We start from the raw sequence: 19,594 nt of genomic DNA, 5'->3' as shown, positions 1-19,594 counted from the left end.
CTGGCGGTCGTGTCCGGATTCTCGGCCCGTATAGGTCTATTTGTTGTGCAATTTTGAGGCTCTCAGTTGAACGCTGGGGGCCTAATAGTGATGCCTGGATAGGCAGGAAGGGGTGTAATGACTTCTGACGAAATCGAAGCGTATCAGCGCGCCCGCGAGTTCAAGGTTATGGACGAGGCCGAGGCTAAGGAATCGCTTGGACAGTGGGGTAGTCGTTTAGTGATGTTTCGTGAAGCTGGTCTAGTCCCAGCGCAGCCGGTACGGCATCCCGGGGGGTATATCGGCCACATGTACGTCCAACGAAACCTGCGTGAGCACGTTTTCGGTTGGTTGACGGAGGACGAAGCGCAACGGATCACAGGCCGCAACGCACGGACCCTTCGTAGGTGGAGGCAGGATGGGCTAGTGGAGGCCCGCCCGTTTGGTCGATCGTGGGTGTACCGCAAGACGTCGCTCAGGACTGCGTATGACGAGATGGTGCAGAACATGCAAGCATCCCGAGAATTGCGCTCCTGACTTGCGTGTGGCCGCGAAACATCTTGCCGTTCTTAGAATGTAATTAGGTGTTGCGCTTCCGAGCGTTGCACCGATTCTTTTTACTCGGGCTGTTATCCGCCCGGTACTTAGCCCTCACCTAGTTCGCCCCCATTGAAGGAGTTTTGTCATGGCTGCTGCCAACCCTGCAGTGCTATCCGCCGCCGGCCGTTTGCGCGCTGCACAGATGCATGGCTTCCCCGATGACGTTGTTGCTCGTAGGCGTCAGGAGGTCGTGTTGGCCAGGGCTCAGCACTTGCTGAGGTCGTCTGGTGTCCTGCCCTTGGAAGAGGGACTTATCGCAGAACTGGTCGCCGCAGCGCGAGGTGCCCACTGAACGTGGTCGCAAAACCGATCAGGAGAAACGCAATGGACGACCGCCCGTACATCTCGAATTCGTTCGTAATCGCTGAGCGCTATTCACACAACCTCAACGCGAACCTGTTTCGCATCATCTTCAGTCAATCGAGCAAAGAGTTCACCCTGAACTTTACGGAATTGCAGCGTTTGGGCGACGCGGTTGATGACGCACTCGCTAAGTACCAAAAATAGGACCCGCTTCACCTTCGACCCCTCTTATACGTAACAGAGTGCCGCAACGTGTGCGGACGATTCAGACCGCTGAGCTGAAGGAACCAATTGAAAATTCAAAGCATCGCGGACGCAAAGCGTATCGCTGATAGCGCCATGACTATGGCGGACGTACTCAGTACCGATCCGAATGAACCACCAGGGATTAGTCCCGAACCGGACATACTCCTAGACGGTTGGTCGAATAGTCGGCCAAAACCCCCGTGGGTAGTTGACGCGGAGATGAACGGCCACACAATCGACTGGTCGAATTTCGTGGACCTTCACCGTAAGTTCGGTAATGAGTCGCGGGAACCGGGCGGGAACCGCACACCCAAAACTGGGCGATCTAAACCCTCTGACCTGCAAGAACCCGCGGTTCCCGGTTCCGTACCCCCGCTGCGGGAACCGGGAACCGCGAAGTATGTGGACATTGGGGCACTCCTCGACGGTTCCGGGTTGGAATCGCTGAAACCAGTCGTCCTCAAACGCAACGATGGATGCAGACTCTTCTACGCCGGTCAGGTCAACAACGTGTTCGGTGACCCCGAGAGCGGAAAGACGTGGGTGTGTCTGGCCGCAGTCGTTGAAGCACTCCACGCCGGCCTGCGTTCCCTAATCATCGACCTGGACCACAACGGCGCTGTTGCGACCATCGCGCGACTAGTTGCGTTGGGTGCTCCTGAAGTGGCATTGCGAGACCAGACCCGCTTCAGGTACATCGAACCCGAGGATCACCTTGAACTCCTGGAAGTCGTCGGGGACATGGGCATATGGGAGCCCACCGTTGCCGTTGTCGACTCCATTGGCGAGTTGTTGCCGCTGTTTGGGTTCAACTCCAACTCGGCTGACGACTTCACCTCGGTGCATACCCGGGTTCTGAAGCCGCTGGCACGTTCCGGCGCATGTGTCCTTGCAGTGGATCACTTGGCTAAGGGGCAAGACTCGCGCACACAGGGGCCTGGTGGCACTGCTGCAAAACGGCGCGCTATCGGTGGTGTGTCGATGCGGGTAAAGGTCAAAGAACCGTTCACGCCGGGTAAGGGCGGTTCAGCATACTTGTCTGTGAACAAGGACAGGCACGGTGGTCTGCGTCAGCATTGTCCTACTGGTGATCCGGAGCCGTCTGCTGGGCTGTTTGTCCTCTATGCGTTTACCGATGGCATCTTGGAATGGGAAGTCAAGGCACCTGACGGGACCAGCGCCCCCGCCGATGCGGTTCCCTCCGATGACTTGGCGGCGATAGCTGCACTAGACCCCCCACCTGCGACGGTTGAGGACGCTCGTCAGCGTTTGGGCTGGCAGAAGCAACGTGCGGGAAGGGCTCTGAAGGCTTGGCGGGAGAAGGGGGCCTCGGTTCCCGGTTCCCGCAGCGGGGGTACGGAACCGGGAACCGCCGATGAGTGATTGCGGTTCGTACGTCGAACGTCAGTCAGCCAACCTTGTGATCAGGGGCAAGTTGCGGCCGGGGCAAATCCCGCGCTGCCGCCTCCCGCACAGGCCGTCATCCGAACCCTGCTGTCTCAGCGATGGGGATTCGTACCGCCACTGGGATTCCAGGACGTGTACGGGCGTGCCAAAGGCACCGATCAACTTGATTTCCGATTTCACCTAATCCTGATTTCCGAACGGGCATTGCTTCCATCCACGGAGGCGATGCCCGTTCCCCGTTCCAAGGAGAACCGTGGAACTTGATTTACGTGTGGTCGTAGCGTCCACACCATCAGTGGTAGCCGAACTCCGAAGCATGGTTTCGTCCCGTGCCGCTCGAACCGGTGAGCGGGTGAATACCGGCAACAAGCCGGGTTCAAGTTCACCGTTGCCCATGATTCCGATGACCGCAGCGGATACCGAGGTGGCCTACCTGCATAGCTGGGCTGGCTGGTCTGGTGTCGATCTGATCGGGCTGGGGCGCCTGTATCGCGTGAACGGGTTCGTCTGCGGCCTGATTAGCGATGATCTGACCCCGGTCCGTGAACTGACCCGTCGTGTACTTGCCGCAATGGATTCGCCGACGTGGGTGGAGCCGGAAGGCATGCGCGAGAACCTATGTGAGCTTCGGGCCATTCACATGAAGCGTTGGCCGGAAGTGTCGGACACGGTTTGGCAGGTGGTGCTACGTGAGGCTGCCTGAACTCTGGGTGGGTGGCGACGAAGCCGCACGGATCGTAAAGCGCACAACCCGCACCATCCGATCCTGGGCGCACGACGGGCACGTCCGATACCGCACCACACCAACTGGTCGTGAGTACGAAGCCGGCTCACTCCTCCAAGCGAAGAAGGCTGCACAAGCCCGCTACGACAACCGCCCCATCATCGCTGGCCCTGGACGGGCACGGAAGGAAACACAGTGACTGATCGACCGCCGCTCAAATATGGTGGCCAACTCAACTACAACCCGCGCGACCGGAAATCGTTCCGCGCCGCTGAACCCTGCATTCAGCCTGGTTGCGAACAGCCAACTAGGTCAGCGCAACGGCGTTGCTTCGCGCACCGCCGCACCATCGAAGTCTCGATCACCGACAGTTCCCTGAATATCGCTGGTATCACGCTGGCCCCTGATGCTGCACGCCTTGTCGCTGACCGTATCCACGATCTGGCCGACGTACTTGAATCCCGAGGAGTAACACCGTGACTGAACCGCAGTACCCGCCCGAATGGGATACACGCCCACAGAAGGTTGAAGAGGCACCTGAACGGGACTATCCGAGCGCCTGGACGAGACCGCAAGACCGGGTGAGCCCCTCAACGGCACCAGCCAAACCAGTGGCCGCTGCCCGAGACAAGTTGGAAGAAAGTGATCAAATTGACCACTTTTCGGAGCGTGGCCAACAGCAACTCGACACGCTTTACCGCGCAGTCGGCAAACCAGAACTAGCGGACCGATCCGCCCACCCATTCGCAATTGACTGAAAGCAGAACCAACATGACGAAGACCTTCAACCTCGCCCACGGCGTCACCATCAGCACCTGCCGCGGATTCCTCGCCAACCTCACCGCACTCGGTATCGAAGCACCTGCCGAACTCACCAATATTCTGGCTTCCTGGGATGACCTGCGGAACTTCACCAACGCCCCCGACACCACCGCCGAGGAAATCAAGGCGCACGCAGCAGCCGGGACACTCACCGAGAAGAAACTCGCCGACCTCGCCAAGCGCGGTGCCGACGAAGCCGCACGCCGCCAGTACGTCAGCCAGCTCACCGGAAACGAAGTCGCCATTGCGAGCCGCTTCCACAATGCCCTTGCCGAAGGCGCAGCAGACACCATCCTCGACCAGTTGCGCCCCGTCGTGGAGAAGGCAGCCGAGGGCATCGCACAGGCTAAGTCGGTCATCAACGGTGACGAGGACCCCACGACGTTCCTTGACCGCGCCGATGCGGAAACTCTCAAGGTGTGGCAGGGACTCCCCACGCACACCGGCAGGCTGGATCAGTGCGAACTGCTGGTCGCAGAGTTCACGCCGCAGGGCAAGTTCCCGCTCATCGAAAGTGCTGCCGGCGCAGGATTCATCAACACGTTCGGGTTGTTTTTCGTCCCCGTCGAGACCGGCAAACTCTACGAAGCATCCACGTTCCGGGTAGTTCACGGGCTTGGTCCGCGCGGTAGCCGTTGGTTCCGGGCAGGAGTGCCGATCACCCTGAACACGGTTGCTGAGGCACGTGAGCGCCTGCGTTCCTACCTCGAGCAGTCGTGGGATGCGGCCATCACACCGGGTCGTTCGGGACGGATGAGCGAGACTGAGGGGTTCGTCCCTGACGTGCACGTGAACCCGTACAAGGTCGCTGACGAGGGCTGACCACAGACCAACTGACCGGGCGTCAAGGTCGCCGGCACCGGACGGACCGGACGGAACCATGCACTGACCATGACCCACCTTTCCGGCGAGTCAGTAGCAGCGCCCCACGTGGGCGGGCATCACTTCCAAGCGAGGTGGTGCCCGCTCGACGGGTCAGAACGGATTCCACCAGTCAACGAACAGGTTCCACAGGGTGACGATGGGCCAGGTCACGTCTATCCAGTAGCCGAGGTCGGGCAGGTTCCCGATCATGTCGCCTCCTCAGAACTGATTCCACCAGTGGGCGAAGTTGACATACCAAACGCCCGGAGGCCAGATCGGGTCACCGAACACCGGTATGTCGAACACATAGCCGATCATCACTGTCTCCTGGTCCTCCCGACCTGTCAGAACTATCGCTGACGTTGTAACCCCCGTTACTCACAGAGGGCTGAATGCTGCCCCCAACCGAAGGGCAACCCGAATGGCATGGAAGAACGGCAACAGCAGAACGTCCACACCACAGTGGAGACGCCTGAAGAGACTCGTCATCGAACGCGACGGCAACGTATGCCAGCAATGCGGCGCAGACGGAACAGTTGTCGCACTCGAACTCGACCACATCATCAACGTGCGAGAAGGCGGGACCGACGACCCCAGCAACGCAGGACTCCTGTGCAAACCACACCACCAGGCCAAGACGCAAGCCGAAGCACTGCGCGGGGCACAACGCAAACGAGCACGGCTGAAGCTACCCACACCCAAGCACCCAGGACTGAATTGACTGCGGCACAACGCAACTGGGGGCCTTCAACGGATGGGTGGGGCATGGACCACGACCACCCGAGCACGGGACCACGACGACCATACCGCCTCAGACTGGCCGCATCGCATGTGGGGAACCCACGGGGTAGCGCGCTGGTCTATGAGTGCTCCTGCGAGGCAACAGAACGCGCAGCAGGGGTACCGGGGTGGGTGAATCCGAAACGGGGCAACTCAGCGCTCAACCGATTGGGTTGTCGTATCTGTGCAGGTCAGAGGCACCTAGTCGTAGCAAATCAACGTAAGGAATGAACACATGGGCAGACCGAGGAAATCGGAGGGCATGCGCGTCGTAGAGCAGCTGAACAAGCTCCTCGATGCGCCGGCCGAGTGGGATGAGCGGGAACAATTGGTGCTCGATTCGATCCGTAAAGCGGCTGATAGGGGTGCGTTACTGGCCGATTTGCTGGCCGTTGAGGCCGCGAAGGAACCCGTCAGCACCCGCAGAATTACCGAACTGGCCGCTGAGATCCGACAGTGTGAGGCGAACGTCCTACGTTGGTCGGCCACGTTGAACCCGGATGCGACGGAGCAGGAGCCGAAGAGCTTGCGACACCAGCAGGCGGCACAAGCCCGGTGGGGGAGGAACTGACATGGCACGGATGCCCAAAGGGACAACGTCGAACGGGTTGCGCGAGTACCTGCTGCGTGAGGCTGAAGAATTCCGCAACATCTATGGGTACATCGACCCGAAAGTGTTCGCCGAGCTGTCAGGACCAGTGCAGATGCTCGCCTCAGGTCAGCCAGTGCAGCTACGCCGGTACCAACTCCCGGACGATCATTACGCACGCAACGCGGGCCAACCCCACGACGTGCTGATACTCGACGCCGCCAACGTGCTGCACCTCGAGGGCTGATGCTGTCATGGCAGGGAACCCACGGGACAGCAGACGCTACCGCCACGCAGCCAAGCGACTACGGCGCGCTCACCAGGTGTGTTGGCTCTGCGGCGAACGCATAGACCTTGACCTCCCTTACACCGATAAAGGCGCTTGGACCGCGGATCACGTTGAGCCTCTGAACGCTGGCGGGGACGTGCACGGGGCAATCCGACCTGCACACCGGGGCTGTAACTCCTCACGAGGCGACGGCATACGCAACCGCAAGCGCAACCCCAAGCCACCCACCAGCAGGGACTGGTAACTGGCAACGCTGTGACCAGGCTCAAGTACGAATCACATGCTTTGGCCTGCACGTATGCGGGAGACGAGTGCTCATCGCTGAGGCGGGAAGCCCTCAGATGCCCTGTGACGCAACGGCCAAGCAGACACGCCAGGACTACGGAAGCAGTGGCGCAGCGCAGCTCTCAGAGGGTGGCTTTACGCCAGCAACCAGGGGGGCGGACCACCCATGACCCACTGACACACGCTCCGCACTGTGTCAGCTTCCCTCTCCACCAGGTGAAACGAATGGACCTATCCAGAAGGACGTGCCGATGACGAATTTTACTGCCCCAGAGGGGCTCTCGGAGGCCGGTAAGCGGCTGTGGAGTGCACTCTCAGACGAGTTCGAGTTGTCCCCGCACGAGTTGGAGTTGCTGCGTGAGGCTGCATCCACTGCTGACCAGATCGCGGCGTTGCAGGCGTTGGTTGAGTCGGATGGGTTGATGATGGCTTCTCCGCAGGGGCAGAAGGTGCACCCGGCTGCTGTGGAGGCCCGTCAGCAGAGGATTGTGCTTGCCCGGTTGTTGGCGGCTCTGCGTATCCCCGCTGAGGAGGATGACGAGCGCGGTTCGGTTCGTGGTGCTCCGCGTGGTGTGTATCGGGCGAAGTTGTGAAGCGCCGGCGGGTGCTGGGTGATCCGCCACCTGAGCGGTTGGTGGTGTTCGTCGAGGGGGACTGGTCTGGTGAGTGTCGTTCGGAGCGAATTTCGGAGTGGTGTACGGCCCGGAAGGTGTGGGCTGCGGCGAATACGTGGCCCGGCGGCTACGTCTCGATGTTGCAGGGGAACGTTCTAGTTCGACGCGGTATGTCGCTGCCGACTAAGGGCGATATGCGATGATTCGGCTTGTCGTGGCAATGGGTCCACGGTTCCTACGGGGGCGAATAAAGGGAGGGGCGTCACGTGAGTGGTGCGCGCTGCATCATGGCTTCCGGACGCTGGCGGGGAGGGGTTTCGCGATGATTCCTCCCCTCGACCCTGTGACTGGGCATCTTCCTCTTGGTCGGTACCGATGCACTCTCGCCGAGATTAGGGCAAGGTTCGTGGACGACGACCAGTTCGCGGGCTCGAAGACCAGAAGGACTCGATATGTCGGACTGGAGAAGTATCTTGAGGCTTGGAAGTTGGTTCAGGAGAAGGTTAGCGAACCTGACGTCCTAATGGGCTTATGGATCGGTGGCAGTTTCACCCCAAGTGTGATCGATCCTGACGATGTGGACGTATCGCCCCAGCTCAACGGGCCTAAGCTTGCGGACTTGAACGGGAAGCCGGGGGTGAAACCACTGAAGATGTTGTTCGGGCACCGTCCCGCCGTTGTGAAGGCGTATGGAGTCGAACCGTTCCCCTTCACGTGGTACCCAGTTGTGTCCCCGTTGGCGGGCGATTGCTCGATCCTTGAGGCAGACTATTACCAAACGCGCGGGTCGATGGATGACTTCTGGCAGCGAGTTCGCCCCGCTGGGCCGAAGCGGGCTCCTACCATGGATGATGTGCACGGCCGACGAGGGTATCTGGAGGTGATCCTGTGAGCCTGACCGACCGCTTTCCCGAGGCTGACGGATTCGTCCACCCGGATTGGCTAGATTCCGACGACACTGAGGACGACCTGCCTGGTGCGGCACGGAAGGCCACTTTGGAGGCCTTACGCAGAATCGACCCACTGACCGTATTTCCCCTGAGGCTCGATGTGCGGTTGTTCGGCGGGAGCGTCCAAGACGGCGCATTCGATTTCCGGGCCAGCCCAGTTTTGCAGCGCTTCGATCAGGAACTCCAATCAGCATTGCCTGAGGAACTTCAAGAAAGTGCAAGATTGCAATTTGTAGGGGTAGGTCACGGCAGCGTCGTAATTCACGCTCTTCCCCATTTCGCTAGTCAGGCATCCGAGGACGAACTCGACCTCGGAGCAATTTCACGGATCGAATCAGCTCTCGCTCAAATTCTTGACCTCCATGATTCAATCGAGAATCAAAGTCAGGATATTAAAGTCCCTGCCGATCGATGGGAAAATCTACGCAAACTCGTTAAGGCTTTGGATTCGGCTGACGTCAATCTTGAGGTTGATTACCTGAGCCCTAACGGGCCACGTCGAAAGTCGCAGATCAGTGACGTCGGTAGGGAGTTCGCGCGCAACCTCTTTGAGCGCCGTGACAAGACCTTCGTAGAGCCGATTAATGGCTCTGTATACGGCGCTGAACTCGACGGAAAAGTGACCATTCGGCAGAATAAGAAGTCAAAAGTGCTCGTCGAGGATGTGCCCGAGGATATCCTCTCAAGCGATGCATTCAGGTTGGGCCGATACGTACGGATGGAAGTGGAAACGACCATTAAGGCTGACGGCGTGGGCGGACAACCACTGGATCGACACATCTTCCTTCGGTTGATTAGCCACGATCAAAAGCTGTCAGATGAAAACTAACGAAGAGCGCAATTAGCCCGGTAGCCGGGGTGCTAATTAGTCGCAGCCCGGCATTTGATCTCTTCTTGCCCACTGTTCGCCTAGCTTGAATTTGTTTCCTGAACACGGCGGCACGTCGACCGTGCTACCGCACCTCCTGCAATGGTAGGTGCGATGGCCGCCTGTCTGCGCAGTTGCGCAGGCGCATGGGTTCCACCCATCCAACGAAGCATTGACGCGGGCCGAGTAGGTGGCCGTTCGGGCAGTGTTCAGGCGGGCATTCGGTGGAGTGCACGGTGTTGAATGTACGTCGGTTCGAAAGTTTGTTCGACACGGCTCGCTCGTCTGAGGTAGCGTCCGTTATGCGGGAATCGGGGTCGTCGGAGGGAAGCCGCCGGCCCCGATCCCTGCGTTCCCTGCGGTCGTGGAGCAGTTCGAGTGTCCACAACATGAAGTCCTTGCGCCGATCGTTGTCCATGCTGGATTCGACGCAACAGCATCGGTTTCGGTTCCATCGGCCTGTGCGATCAACTTCGGTCGGTGTGTCCGGCTATGCTCCCGCTACCAATAGGGAGCGGAGACGATGGCAGTAATCAACAACCCCCGCGATGCAGAGTTGTTCGCTGCCGACTTCATGCGAAGTTCTTTCGGCTTCTCTGATGCGCGAGCCGTATCGGGTGGGCCAGATGGAGGCGTGGACGTCCGGTCCAGGCACGCGTTGGCGCAAGTGAAATGTAAGTCGGCGCAGACGGGACGGCCTGATCTTCAGCGGCTCTATGGTGCTCGTGGAGCTGACATGTCGAAGCAACTCCTCTTCTTCAGCGCCTCTGGATACAGCAGGCACGCGATCGAGTACGCGAACGAGCACGGAATCTGTCTGTTCTCCTATGACCTTTTCGGGAACGTTGCTGCGGTGAATCCGTCAGCGCGGCGACTCGCGCCACGCACCTCCAGCGCGGGGTCTGGTTTCTGGGCTTCGTTGGCTGCCGAATGGCAGTTCGTGCTGCTAATGGGCCTGTTCGTATGGCTCGTGGTCGCCTGGATTGCTTCGGGGAGTCTGGCTTACGCCTTCGGCTATACCCTCTGTCCCGCTGTCGTCGTTGGGCTGATCATCTCCGGTTCGCAGAGTACAAAGTAGTAGCAAACGACTGGCTAAGAAGGACGATGCCCCCGGACCCTGGATGGGTTGCCGGGGGCATTTTTCGTCGTTCTGGGGATCACTCGAATGAGCGGAACCACTCCACCCAGTTGCCTCCGACCAGCTTGGAGACCTCGTAAACGTCATCGATGGTCAGCCCGTTGGGGTTCTCCGCCGACATGACCGGGGTCCGTAGCTGGTATGCGGAGAATCCGAGGTGTTCTGCAACCTGTCCGATGGTGTAGTCGGCACTGTGGATGGCGTCGTGCATTTTGGTGAGGAAGTCGTTGTGCTGGGCTGTGCTGATGAGGGTGGTCACGTCGGTTCTCGGTTTCTGTGTAGTGGGGCAAAGGATGACGCCCCGGTCGGTTTTCGGGATGGTTGAAGGTTTCGTTTCGTGGTAGGTGCGGTCCAGGGAATGAAGGGGACTAGAGGCCCTGGCTTGGTAGCCTCCCAAGCCCTGCCTCCCAAATTTCCGCTGACCGATAGCTACCCCACGACCTCTGGCCACTCGCGCCTGTGAGCGTGAGCGGCTGTTGGTTGATCCTCTGGCGGATGATCAGTCGGCTAGGGGACTCCCCGAACCTGGTTCCGGGGATTGTCAGCACTGGCAACAGGAGGCCGCTGGTTAGCGTCGGGCTGGCCCTGAGAACGACGTGCAGCGGTTTAGCTGACGTACAGGCCGAGACTCACGCAGACGCGAAGGATGCCGATGGTGGCGGCATAGAGGCCGATGAGGATGATGACGGCGAGGATGACCTCGAGCCTGTCGGTAGTTATGGGTAGTCTTGTCCTACGGTTCAAGGCGGGTCACTTCCGTCGGGTTCCGAGGCCCTAGTTGAGAGGTGCAACTCTCACTGGGGCCGATTTGCTGTGTCCGATAGCATCGATTAAAAGAAGCCCAGATGACACGCGGGGGATCTGCGAGAGAATCCCCTGGTCATACGCGATAAACCCCAGCTAGGAGACTTACGGCGTGGCCGAGTTCATTTACACGATGAAGAAGGTGCGCAAGGCGCACGGTGACAAGGTCATCCTCGATGACGTCACGATGAGCTTCTACCCCGGCGCCAAGATCGGTGTGGTCGGCCCGAACGGCGCGGGTAAGTCCAGCATCCTCAAGATCATGGCGGGGCTGGATCAGCCGGGCAACGGTGAAGCGTTCATCGCTCCCGGTGCCACCGTCGGGATCCTCATGCAGGAACCGCACTTGGACGAGACCAAGACCGTCCGCGAGAACGTCGAAGAGGGCATGGGTGAAACCATGGTCCAGCTCAAGCGGTACAACGAGATCGCCGAGCTGATGGCCACCGACTACTCCGACGAGCTGATGGAGGAGATGGGCGAGCTCCAGGAGAAGCTCGACCATGCCGACGCGTGGGAGATCGACTCCCAGCTCGAGCAGGCGATGGACGCTCTGCGCTGTCCGCCGCCGGAGGAGATGGTCACTCACCTCTCCGGTGGTGAGAAGCGCCGCGTGGCACTCTGCAAGCTCCTGCTCAGCAAGCCCGACCTGCTGCTGCTCGACGAGCCGACCAACCACCTCGACGCGGAGAGCGTCCTGTGGCTGGAGCAGCACCTGGCCGCCTACCCGGGCGCGATCCTGGCCGTCACCCACGACCGGTACTTCCTCGACCACGTCGCCCAGTGGATCTGTGAGGTCGACCGCGGCCGCCTGTACCCCTACGAAGGCAACTACTCCACCTACCTGGAGCAGAAGGCAGCCAGGCTCGAGGTCCAGGGCAAGAAGGACCAGAAGCTGCAGAAGCGCCTCAAGGAGGAGCTGGCCTGGGTCCGCTCGGGCGCGAAGGCCCGTCAGGCCAAGAACAAGGCCCGCCTCGACCGCTACGAGGAAATGGCCAACGAAGCCGAGAAGACCCGCAAGCTGGACTTCGACGAGATCCAGATCCCGGCACCGCCGCGCCTCGGCGACGTCGTGGTCGAGGTCTCGAGCCTCGACAAGGGCTTCGACGGACGGGTTCTGATCAAGGACCTGTCGTTCACCCTGCCCCGTAACGGCATCGTCGGTGTGATCGGACCCAACGGTGTCGGTAAGACGACGCTGTTCAAGACCATCGTCGGGCTGGAGGAGCCGGACGCCGGTGAGGTGAAGATCGGTCAGACCGTCAAGCTCAGCTACGTCGACCAGAACCGCACGGGCATCGACCCGGACAAGACGGTGTGGGAGGTCGTCTCCGACGGTCTCGATCACATCGTGGTCGGCCAGACGGAGATGCCGTCGCGCGCCTACATCAGCTCGTTCGGGTTCAAGGGCCACGATCAGCAGAAGCCGGCGGGAGTCCTCTCCGGTGGTGAGCGCAACCGCCTGAACCTCGCGATGACGCTCAAGCAGGGCGGAAACCTGATCCTGCTCGACGAACCGACCAACGACCTCGACGTCGAAACCCTCGGTTCGCTGGAGAACGCCCTCGAGCAGTTCCCCGGCTGCGCCGTCGTGATCTCCCACGACCGCTGGTTCCTCGACCGCACCTGCACGCACATCCTCGCGTGGGAGGGTGGCTTCGGCGACAACGAAGCCGCCTGGTACTGGTACGAGGGCAACTTCGAGGGCTACGAGGCCAACAAGGTCGAGCGGCTCGGACCGGACGCGGCACGGCCGCACCGGGTGACGCACCGCAAGCTCACAAGGGACTGACCTGGTGGGGTCGAAGGTCTTCACGTACGAGATCCAGGTCCGGTGGGGCGACTCCGACCGGCTGGGTCACGTCAACAACACCCGGTTCGTCGAGTACATGCAGGAAGCACGTGTGCATTTCCTGTCTTCGGAGCTGGAGTCGGTGGGAGCCCGGCCGGGGGCCATGGTGGTGCGCAAGATGGAGGTGGAATTCCTCCGTCCCGTCACCGATGCCTCCGGTCCGCTGACGATCGACGTGTCGGTGCTCCATGTCGGCAACTCGTCGTACACGATCCGGCACGTGGTCACGAACCGCGACGGGGTCCATTGCGCGACGGGTGACGCCCTGCTGGTCGCGTTCGACGTGAAGACCGAACGCTCGCGTCCGCTGTCCGAGGCGGAACGGGACGGGCTCGAGAGGTACCTCGCGCCGGTGACCACCGGCTGACTGATCCGGCACGCGGGGTGCCCGAAGTTCACCCTCTGTTCCCGTCGCCGCGGGCTAGTGTCGAGAGAGTTGCCCGCGGCGATCGGAACGAAGAGGAAGTGAGCCCCGATGACGGAATCGGCAGCACTGAAAGATGCGGAGTGGGCGCGGAATCTGCCCGAGGGTCTCCGGTCTCAGGTGCCGACTCTCGCAGCCGTGTATTTCCGTCACGTCGATCGCGGTGACAGCGAGAGCGCGGTCAACGGCGCCTCCGACGCCGTGCTCGGCGCGCATCTGACACTTGCCCTGCATCGTCCGCCGGAACGCGCGGTCACCCGGGTCTACCGCCCGGGCGACGGGCGCGAACTCGGTGCGGCACTGCAGATCGTGACGGACGACATGCCGCTGCTCGTCGAATCGATCACCGCGCTGCTGAACCGCCTCGGTATCGGGATCAGCGAATTCGTGCACCCCATCGTCTCGGTCCGGCGCGATCCGATCGGCGCACTGCGCGGAATCCTCATGGGAGACAAGGCCGAGGACGCCGACGCGGACGGCGTCCCCGAGTCGTGGATCCACGTCCAACTCGATCCGCGTGCCGACTCCGCGGTTCTCGACACACTCGAGAAGGAAGTCGGCACCGTCCTCGCCGACGTGCGCCAGGTAGTCCGGGACACCGACATCATGCGCAAGCTCGAGCGGTCGCTCGCCGACGAACTCGAGACGTCCACACCCTGTCCCGGTGTGTCGAAGGACGACCTGGAGGACTGCGCCGACCTGCTGCGGTGGATGTCGCAGGGCAATTACGCGGCGTTGGGGTACCGCCGCTTCGAACTGGGGGAGCCGGACGGTTCCGGAGCCCGGAGCCTCCAGGTGGTGCCGGGCAGCGGTCTCGGACTGCTGCGCTCCGACACGGTCACAGAAGGCCCGCTGAGCCTGCCGCCGGCCGCCGAGATCCCCGACCGCCCCCTGCTCGTGCTCACCCAGGGCTCGTTCCCCGCGACCGTGCACCGCTCGGTCTACCCGTTCTTCGTCGGCGTGAGCATCCTCGACGAGGCCGGCAACATCACCGGTGAGCACCGTTTCCTCGGCGTCTTCACCGTCACGGCGCTGCACGAGAACGTCCTCGACATTCCCGTCATCGCCCGCCGGGTGCGCAAGGTGATCGACCGGGCCGGATTCCAGTTGAACTCGTATTCGGGGCAGGCGATGCTGGAGGTCATCCAGTCGTTCCCGCGCACCGAACTGTTCTCGAGCGACGCGGACACCCTGTTCGACACGGTGACCGCCGTGCACAGCATCGGCCTCCGGCGTCAGGTGCGTCTGTTCGTGCGCGAGGATTTTCTCGGTCGATTCGTCTCCTGCCTGATCTACCTTCCCCGCGATCGGTACACCACCCGGGTCCGGCTCGCGATGCAGGACATCCTGCTGCGGGAATTCGGCGGCGGCACATTGGAATACACCGCGCGCGTCACGGAGTCCGACCTGGCGTTGCTGCACGTGACGATCCGCAAGAGCGCCGAACAGATGGGGTCGCGGCTCGACCTCTCGGACGCCGACCGGGAACGGGTCCAGGCCATGCTGGCCGACGCGAGCCGCAGCTGGGACGACCATCTCGGTGACCTTCTCCCGGTGACCACCGGTGTGGATCCCGTTCTGGCGCAGCGTTATGCCGCCGTCCTGCCCGAGGGGTACAAGGAGGATTTCGACGCCACACGCGCGTTGTCGGATCTCGCGAGGCTGGAAGCGCTCGAAGACGGTTCCATCGACCTGCTGCTGTACCGCGATCCCGGGGCCGAGGTCGGGCACTGGCGATTCACCCTGTACGTGGGCGGGGACGGCATCTCGCTGAGCCAGGTGCTTCCGGTCCTGCAGAGCCTGGGTGTGGAGGTGCTCGACGAACGGCCGTACCTGATTCCGCGGCCGGACGGGTTGACGTGCTGGATCTACGATTTCGGGCTGTCGGTTCCCGCGGAGCTGCTCCGCTCCTCGGTGGAGGACGACCTGGACGCCGAACTCGCCGCCGAGGAGGCATCCGTTGCCGCACCGAAGCTTCAGGAACGGTTCACCGATGCCTTCACCGCGGTGTGGTTCGGGCGGGCGGAGGCCGACCGGTTCAACGAGCTGATCCTGCGGGCGGGAGTGTCGTGGCGGCAGGCCGTGATTCTGCGAGGGTACGCAAAGTACCTGCGCCAGGCGGGGTTTCCCTACAGTCAGTTCCATATCGAGGGGGTGGCGCTGGCGAATCCGCGTTCCGCGTATACCCTCGTCGAGTTGTTCGAGGCGATGTTCGACCCGGAGACGCCCTCACCCGACCTGGTGGCCGAACTCGACACCCGCCTGAGGGAGTACATCGACGCCGTGGTCAGCCTCGACGCGGACCGCATCCTGCGCGGTCTGTTCGGGCTGATCAAGTCGACGCTGCGCACCAACTACTTCGTCGTCGGCGAGACCGGGGAGTCGCCTGCATACCTGTCGATCAAGCTCGATCCGACGTCGATCCAGGAACTTCCGAAGCCCCGCCCGAAGTACGAGATCTTCGTGTACTCACCGGACGTCGAGGGTGTGCACCTGCGGTTCGGGTCCGTCGCCCGCGGCGGGCTGCGCTGGTCGGACCGGCGTGAGGATTTCCGCACCGAGATCCTGGGGTTGGCGAAGGCGCAGGCCGTGAAGAACGCGGTGATCGTCCCGGTCGGCGCGAAGGGCGGCTTCGTCGTCAAGAATCCGCCGACGCCGTCGGGGGACGCGGCGGCCGACCGCGCGGCCGCTCTCGAGGCGGGCCAGGACTGCTACCGCACGTTCATCTGCGGGCTCCTGGACCTCACCGACAACGTCGATCAGGCGTCGGGGGAGATCGTTCCGCCGCCCCGGGTGGTGCGGCGCGACGGCGACGACCGGTATCTCGTCGTGGCCGCGGACAAGGGCACCGCGAAATTCTCCGACCTCGCCAATTCTGTTGCGGAGCAGTACAAATTCTGGCTCGGCGACGCGTTCGCGTCAGGTGGGTCGGCCGGGTACGACCACAAGGGGATGGGCATCACCGCGCGCGGTGCCTGGGAGAGCGTGAAACGGCACTTCCGGGAGATGGGCGTCGACACCCAGACCCAGGATTTCTCGGCGGTCGGTGTCGGTGACATGAGCGGCGACGTGTTCGGAAACGGCATGCTCCTGAGCCGGCACATCAGGCTGATGGCGGCGTTCGACCACCGGCACATCTTCCTCGACCCCGATCCCGACGCCGCCAGGTCCTTTGCGGAGCGGTCCCGGATGTTCGCGCTGCCCCGGTCGTCGTGGGCCGACTACGACACCAGCCTCATCAGCGAGGGCGGGGGAGTGTGGGACCGGACCCGCAAATCGGTTCCGATCAGTGCCGCCGCGCGCGCTGCGCTCGGACTCGACGACGCCGTCACCGAACTCTCCCCGCCGGAACTGGTCCGGGCAATCCTGCGTGCCCCGGTTGATCTGCTGTGGAACGGTGGCATCGGCACGTACGTGAAGGCGTCCACCGAGACCAACGCGCAGGTGGGCGACAAGAGCAACGACTCGGTGCGCGTCGACGGCAACGAGGTGCGGGCGAAGGTGGTGGGCGAGGGCGGCAACCTCGGGGTGACGGCGCTCGGCCGGATCGAGTACAGCCAGAACGGTGGCCGGATCAACACCGACGCGATCGACAACTCCGCGGGCGTCGACTGCTCCGATCACGAGGTCAACATCAAGATCCTGCTGGACTCGCTGGTGAGCAGCGGCGGGCTGCCGCGGGAGGAACGCAATCCTCTGCTGGCGTCGATGACCGACGAGGTGGCCCAGCTCGTACTCGCGAACAACATCGCGCAGAACGATCTCCTCGGTGTCTCCCGGACCAGCGCGGTTCCGATGCTGAGCGTGCATCGCCGCCAGATCGAGCACCTGGCGTCGCGTCGCGGACTCGACCGGAAGCTCGAGGCCCTGCCCACCGACGAGGAGATCGCCCGTCGCAGGCAGGCCGGTCAGGGTCTGACGTCTCCGGAGCTCGCGACCCTCACCGCGCATGTGAAACTCTCGCTCAAGGACGACCTCCTCGCGACGGACCTGCCCGACAGCGAGACGTTCGCGCCGCGGCTGCCGCGGTACTTCCCGACAGTGTTGCGCAAGCGGTTCCGCACCGCGATCAAGGCGCATCCTCTGCGCAGGCAGATCGTGGCGACGATGCTCGCGAACGAGACCATCGACAACGGCGGCATCACCTTTGCGTACAGATTGGCGGACGAGGCGGGTGCGAGCAGCACCGACGCCATCCGCGCCTACGCGGCGGTCACCGAGATCTTCGCCCTGCCCGACCTGTGGTCGAGGATCCGGTCGGCGAACATCGCGGCCGACATCGAGGACGACCTGATCCTCGAGTCCGGCCGGGTTCTCGACCGCGCGTCCCGCTGGTTCCTGACCAACCGGCCTCAGCCCCTCGCCGTGGGCGCCGAGATCGCCCGGTACTCGTCCGACTTCCGCGCACTCTCGCCGAGGGTGCCGCAGCTCGTGCGGGGACATCAGCTCGCCGACGTGGAGACGCGGGCGCGGCCGCTGGTCGTCCGCGGGGCGCCCGAGGACCTCGCGTTCGAGGTGTTCCGGCTTCTGGACAAGTTCTGTCTGCTCGACATCAGCGACATCGCGGACATCGCCGAACGCGACATCGACGAAGTCGCCGAGCTGTACTACGAACTCGACGCGCACCTCGGCATCGACTGGCTGCTGAGCGCCGTGTCCACCCTCGCGCGGGGCGACCGCTGGCATTCGCTGGCCCGCCTCGCGTTGCGTGACGACCTCTACAGTTCGCTGCGTCAGCTCACGATGGAAGTGCTCCTGGGTGGTGAACCTCACGAGACGCCGCAGGAGAAGATCGACGACTGGGAGTCGACGAACGCGTCCCGGCTGGCCAGGGCGAGGTCCGCTCTCACCGAAATTTTCGAGTCTGGGACCCTTGACCTCGCGACGCTCTCGGTGGCGGCGCGTCAGGTACGCAGCATGGTGCGAGGTATGGGCACCCGATCGGAGGTATGACGTTGAGCGAGGGCTTTCACGCGGAGGTCGAAGTTCGATGGTCGGACATGGACGTCTTCCAGCACATCAACCACGCACGGATGGTGACGTTGCTGGAGGAGGCGCGGATTCCCTGGCTGTTCGAGGACGATCGCCCCACTGTCACGTTGCGTGACGGCGCGGTCATCGCCGACCTCCATGTGCGCTACCGGGGGCAACTCCGGCACAGCGATTCACCGCTCGACGTCCTGATGTGGGTGGAGAAGGTTCGTGCGGTCGATTTCACGATCAACTACGAGGTTCGCCCGAAGGGCGTCGACGTCTCGGTCGCGCCGTCCATCATCGCCTCGACGCAGATCGCGGCGTTCGACATCGACACCCAGCGCCTGCGCAGAATCACCGACGTCGAGCGCGCGTACCTGGAGAGCTGGCAGCGTGTATGAGCGTGTCCTGTCGATCCCGGACGCCACGGAGCGCGGTGATCTCGCCACGTTCCTCACGCGGGTGGTCCGGTTGGACGAGTCGACGGTGGTCCGCCTCCGTCAACGCGGACCCGGCCGCCTGACGATCTGGGCGGCAACCGGTTTCGACGCGCTGGCGGTGCGCACGGTCGCGGGGACCATCACCCCGGACGACACGTCGGCCGCCGGCGACCAACTGCTCGCCGCGCTCGAAGCGACGACCGCAGCCGACATCGATCCGGGATTTTCGATGGATTCGGCGTGGCGGGGCGCTCTGCCTCCGACGGAGGGCTTCGTTCACGTCGACGACGTCCCGGCGCGTGTCCTGGTCGACCTCGCGCAGCGCGGTGCGGCCCTGGCGCAGGAGCACGGCAGCAGCCAGGGGCCGCCCGCATCGCTCCTCGACCAGGAAGTGCTGCAGGTGGAGGGCGCGGAGCAGGCGGTCGGCATCCCGATGCGGGTGGTGTTCGCCCTCACCGCGATGGGGTTCGTTCCGCACGCGGGCTCGGATCGGCTGACCGCCGACATCGACCTCGAGCGGATCGATGCTTCCGAGCTGGTCCGGGTGCGCGCCACCGCGTCGTGGCTGCGGGTGGACGCCCGGTTCGGGTCGATCTACCGGCACCGCGGGGGAGGGATTCCGTTGTCGGTGGCGCGGTAGCG

Annotated in this window: 20 protein-coding genes; 18 read left to right on the top strand and 2 right to left on the bottom strand. The window is 62.8% G+C overall.

Annotation, left to right across the window (positions count from 1 at the left end):
* Positions 1 to 117: 117 nt before the first annotated feature.
* From DTA22_RS37175 to DTA22_RS19370, 13 genes are all read left to right on the top strand, one after another.
* Positions 118 to 516 (top strand): helix-turn-helix domain-containing protein, encoded by a 399-nt coding sequence (locus tag DTA22_RS37175; RefSeq protein ID WP_112300621.1) that lies wholly within the window; start codon positions 118 to 120, stop codon positions 514 to 516.
* A gap of 387 nt (positions 517 to 903) precedes the next feature.
* Entirely contained in the window at positions 904 to 1,086 is a 183-nt protein-coding gene (locus DTA22_RS19425; protein WP_112300620.1) for a hypothetical protein, read from the top strand.
* A 477-nt stretch (positions 1,087 to 1,563) separates the two neighbouring features.
* Positions 1,564 to 2,511 (top strand): P-loop NTPase family protein, encoded by a 948-nt coding sequence (locus tag DTA22_RS19420; RefSeq protein WP_218027718.1) that lies wholly within the window; start codon positions 1,564 to 1,566, stop codon positions 2,509 to 2,511.
* Between the two features lie 277 nt (positions 2,512 to 2,788).
* Positions 2,789 to 3,238 (top strand): hypothetical protein, encoded by a 450-nt coding sequence (locus DTA22_RS19415; RefSeq protein WP_146777778.1) that lies wholly within the window; start codon positions 2,789 to 2,791, stop codon positions 3,236 to 3,238.
* Between the two features lie 216 nt (positions 3,239 to 3,454).
* Positions 3,455 to 3,739, top strand: a complete 285-nt coding sequence (locus DTA22_RS35940) for a hypothetical protein (protein ID WP_146777777.1) — start codon at positions 3,455 to 3,457, stop codon at positions 3,737 to 3,739.
* A 291-nt stretch (positions 3,740 to 4,030) separates the two neighbouring features.
* Positions 4,031 to 4,903 (top strand): hypothetical protein, encoded by an 873-nt coding sequence (locus DTA22_RS19410; RefSeq protein WP_112300618.1) that lies wholly within the window; start codon positions 4,031 to 4,033, stop codon positions 4,901 to 4,903.
* A 463-nt stretch (positions 4,904 to 5,366) separates the two neighbouring features.
* On the top strand, positions 5,367 to 5,666 hold the full coding sequence (locus DTA22_RS19405) for an HNH endonuclease (RefSeq protein WP_112300617.1): 300 nt from the start codon (positions 5,367 to 5,369) through the stop codon (positions 5,664 to 5,666).
* Between the two features lie 321 nt (positions 5,667 to 5,987).
* A complete protein-coding gene (locus DTA22_RS19400) occupies positions 5,988 to 6,296 on the top strand; it encodes a hypothetical protein (RefSeq protein ID WP_146777776.1) in 309 nt (102 codons plus the stop codon).
* A 10-nt stretch (positions 6,297 to 6,306) separates the two neighbouring features.
* Positions 6,307 to 6,561 (top strand): hypothetical protein, encoded by a 255-nt coding sequence (locus DTA22_RS19395; RefSeq protein ID WP_146777775.1) that lies wholly within the window; start codon positions 6,307 to 6,309, stop codon positions 6,559 to 6,561.
* 578 nt (positions 6,562 to 7,139) lie between these two features.
* A complete protein-coding gene (locus DTA22_RS19385; RefSeq protein ID WP_112300613.1) occupies positions 7,140 to 7,481 on the top strand; it encodes a hypothetical protein in 342 nt (113 codons plus the stop codon).
* A gap of 343 nt (positions 7,482 to 7,824) precedes the next feature.
* Positions 7,825 to 8,394, top strand: coding sequence for a DUF6932 family protein (locus DTA22_RS19380; protein ID WP_112300612.1), 570 nt, complete (start codon positions 7,825 to 7,827; stop codon positions 8,392 to 8,394).
* Positions 8,391 to 9,281 (top strand): hypothetical protein, encoded by an 891-nt coding sequence (locus DTA22_RS19375; protein WP_112300611.1) that lies wholly within the window; start codon positions 8,391 to 8,393, stop codon positions 9,279 to 9,281. The genes DTA22_RS19380 and DTA22_RS19375 overlap by 4 nt, the downstream gene beginning before the upstream one ends.
* 562 nt (positions 9,282 to 9,843) lie before the next feature.
* Entirely contained in the window at positions 9,844 to 10,398 is a 555-nt protein-coding gene (locus tag DTA22_RS19370) for a restriction endonuclease (RefSeq protein WP_112300610.1), read from the top strand.
* A gap of 79 nt (positions 10,399 to 10,477) precedes the next feature.
* Here DTA22_RS19370 and DTA22_RS19365 read toward each other — a convergent pair whose 3' ends face one another.
* Together DTA22_RS19365 and DTA22_RS36085 are read right to left on the bottom strand one after the other, a co-directional pair.
* Entirely contained in the window at positions 10,478 to 10,717 is a 240-nt protein-coding gene (locus tag DTA22_RS19365; protein WP_112300609.1) for a hypothetical protein, read from the bottom strand.
* A 347-nt stretch (positions 10,718 to 11,064) separates the two neighbouring features.
* Positions 11,065 to 11,202 carry a hypothetical protein gene (locus DTA22_RS36085; RefSeq protein WP_160118526.1) on the bottom strand — a complete coding sequence of 46 codons (138 nt, stop codon included), beginning with the start codon at positions 11,200 to 11,202 and terminating at the stop codon, positions 11,065 to 11,067.
* Between the two features lie 172 nt (positions 11,203 to 11,374).
* On the opposite strand from DTA22_RS36085, the gene ettA reads away from it, so the two are divergent.
* From ettA to DTA22_RS19340, 5 genes are all read left to right on the top strand, one after another.
* Positions 11,375 to 13,054, top strand: a complete 1,680-nt coding sequence (ettA, locus tag DTA22_RS19360) for an energy-dependent translational throttle protein EttA (protein WP_005264313.1) — start codon at positions 11,375 to 11,377, stop codon at positions 13,052 to 13,054.
* Between the two features lies 1 nt (position 13,055).
* Positions 13,056 to 13,481, top strand: coding sequence for an acyl-CoA thioesterase (locus tag DTA22_RS19355; protein WP_112300608.1), 426 nt, complete (start codon positions 13,056 to 13,058; stop codon positions 13,479 to 13,481).
* A gap of 108 nt (positions 13,482 to 13,589) precedes the next feature.
* Complete coding sequence (locus DTA22_RS19350; protein WP_112300607.1) at positions 13,590 to 18,491, top strand: NAD-glutamate dehydrogenase; 4,902 nt, start codon at positions 13,590 to 13,592, stop codon at positions 18,489 to 18,491.
* Positions 18,488 to 18,913, top strand: a complete 426-nt coding sequence (locus DTA22_RS19345; protein WP_009474093.1) for an acyl-CoA thioesterase — start codon at positions 18,488 to 18,490, stop codon at positions 18,911 to 18,913. Before DTA22_RS19350 ends, DTA22_RS19345 begins: the two co-directional genes overlap by 4 nt.
* Positions 18,906 to 19,592: a hypothetical protein gene (locus DTA22_RS19340; RefSeq protein ID WP_037236332.1), complete on the top strand. Its 687-nt coding sequence runs from the start codon at positions 18,906 to 18,908 to the stop codon at positions 19,590 to 19,592. The genes DTA22_RS19345 and DTA22_RS19340 overlap by 8 nt, the downstream gene beginning before the upstream one ends.
* Positions 19,593 to 19,594 lie beyond the last annotated feature (2 nt).

Origin of the sequence: Rhodococcus wratislaviensis, assembly GCF_900455735.1 — a bacterium.
In the GTDB taxonomy this organism is placed as follows: domain Bacteria; phylum Actinomycetota; class Actinomycetes; order Mycobacteriales; family Mycobacteriaceae; genus Rhodococcus_F; species Rhodococcus_F wratislaviensis.
The sequence above is the reverse complement of the archived record's forward strand: the minus strand, read 5'-3'. Positions and strand labels throughout refer to the sequence as shown.

What these genes read in the sequence shown, in the direction of transcription:
- DTA22_RS19395 (WP_146777775.1), top strand. Translation starts at nt 6,307, where the DNA reads ATGCCCAAAGGGACAACGTCGAACGGGTTGCGCGAGTACCTGCTGCGT.
- DTA22_RS37175 (WP_112300621.1), top strand. Translation starts at nt 118, where the DNA reads ATGACTTCTGACGAAATCGAAGCGTATCAGCGCGCCCGCGAGTTCAAG.
- DTA22_RS19410 (WP_112300618.1), top strand. Translation starts at nt 4,031, where the DNA reads ATGACGAAGACCTTCAACCTCGCCCACGGCGTCACCATCAGCACCTGC.
- DTA22_RS19345 (WP_009474093.1), top strand. Translation starts at nt 18,488, where the DNA reads ATGACGTTGAGCGAGGGCTTTCACGCGGAGGTCGAAGTTCGATGGTCG.
- DTA22_RS19425 (WP_112300620.1), top strand. Translation starts at nt 904, where the DNA reads ATGGACGACCGCCCGTACATCTCGAATTCGTTCGTAATCGCTGAGCGC.
- DTA22_RS19400 (WP_146777776.1), top strand. Translation starts at nt 5,988, where the DNA reads ATGCGCGTCGTAGAGCAGCTGAACAAGCTCCTCGATGCGCCGGCCGAG.
- DTA22_RS19350 (WP_112300607.1), top strand. Translation starts at nt 13,590, where the DNA reads ATGACGGAATCGGCAGCACTGAAAGATGCGGAGTGGGCGCGGAATCTG.
- DTA22_RS19370 (WP_112300610.1), top strand. Translation starts at nt 9,844, where the DNA reads ATGGCAGTAATCAACAACCCCCGCGATGCAGAGTTGTTCGCTGCCGAC.
- DTA22_RS19380 (WP_112300612.1), top strand. Translation starts at nt 7,825, where the DNA reads ATGATTCCTCCCCTCGACCCTGTGACTGGGCATCTTCCTCTTGGTCGG.
- DTA22_RS19385 (WP_112300613.1), top strand. Translation starts at nt 7,140, where the DNA reads ATGACGAATTTTACTGCCCCAGAGGGGCTCTCGGAGGCCGGTAAGCGG.
- DTA22_RS19405 (WP_112300617.1), top strand. Translation starts at nt 5,367, where the DNA reads ATGGCATGGAAGAACGGCAACAGCAGAACGTCCACACCACAGTGGAGA.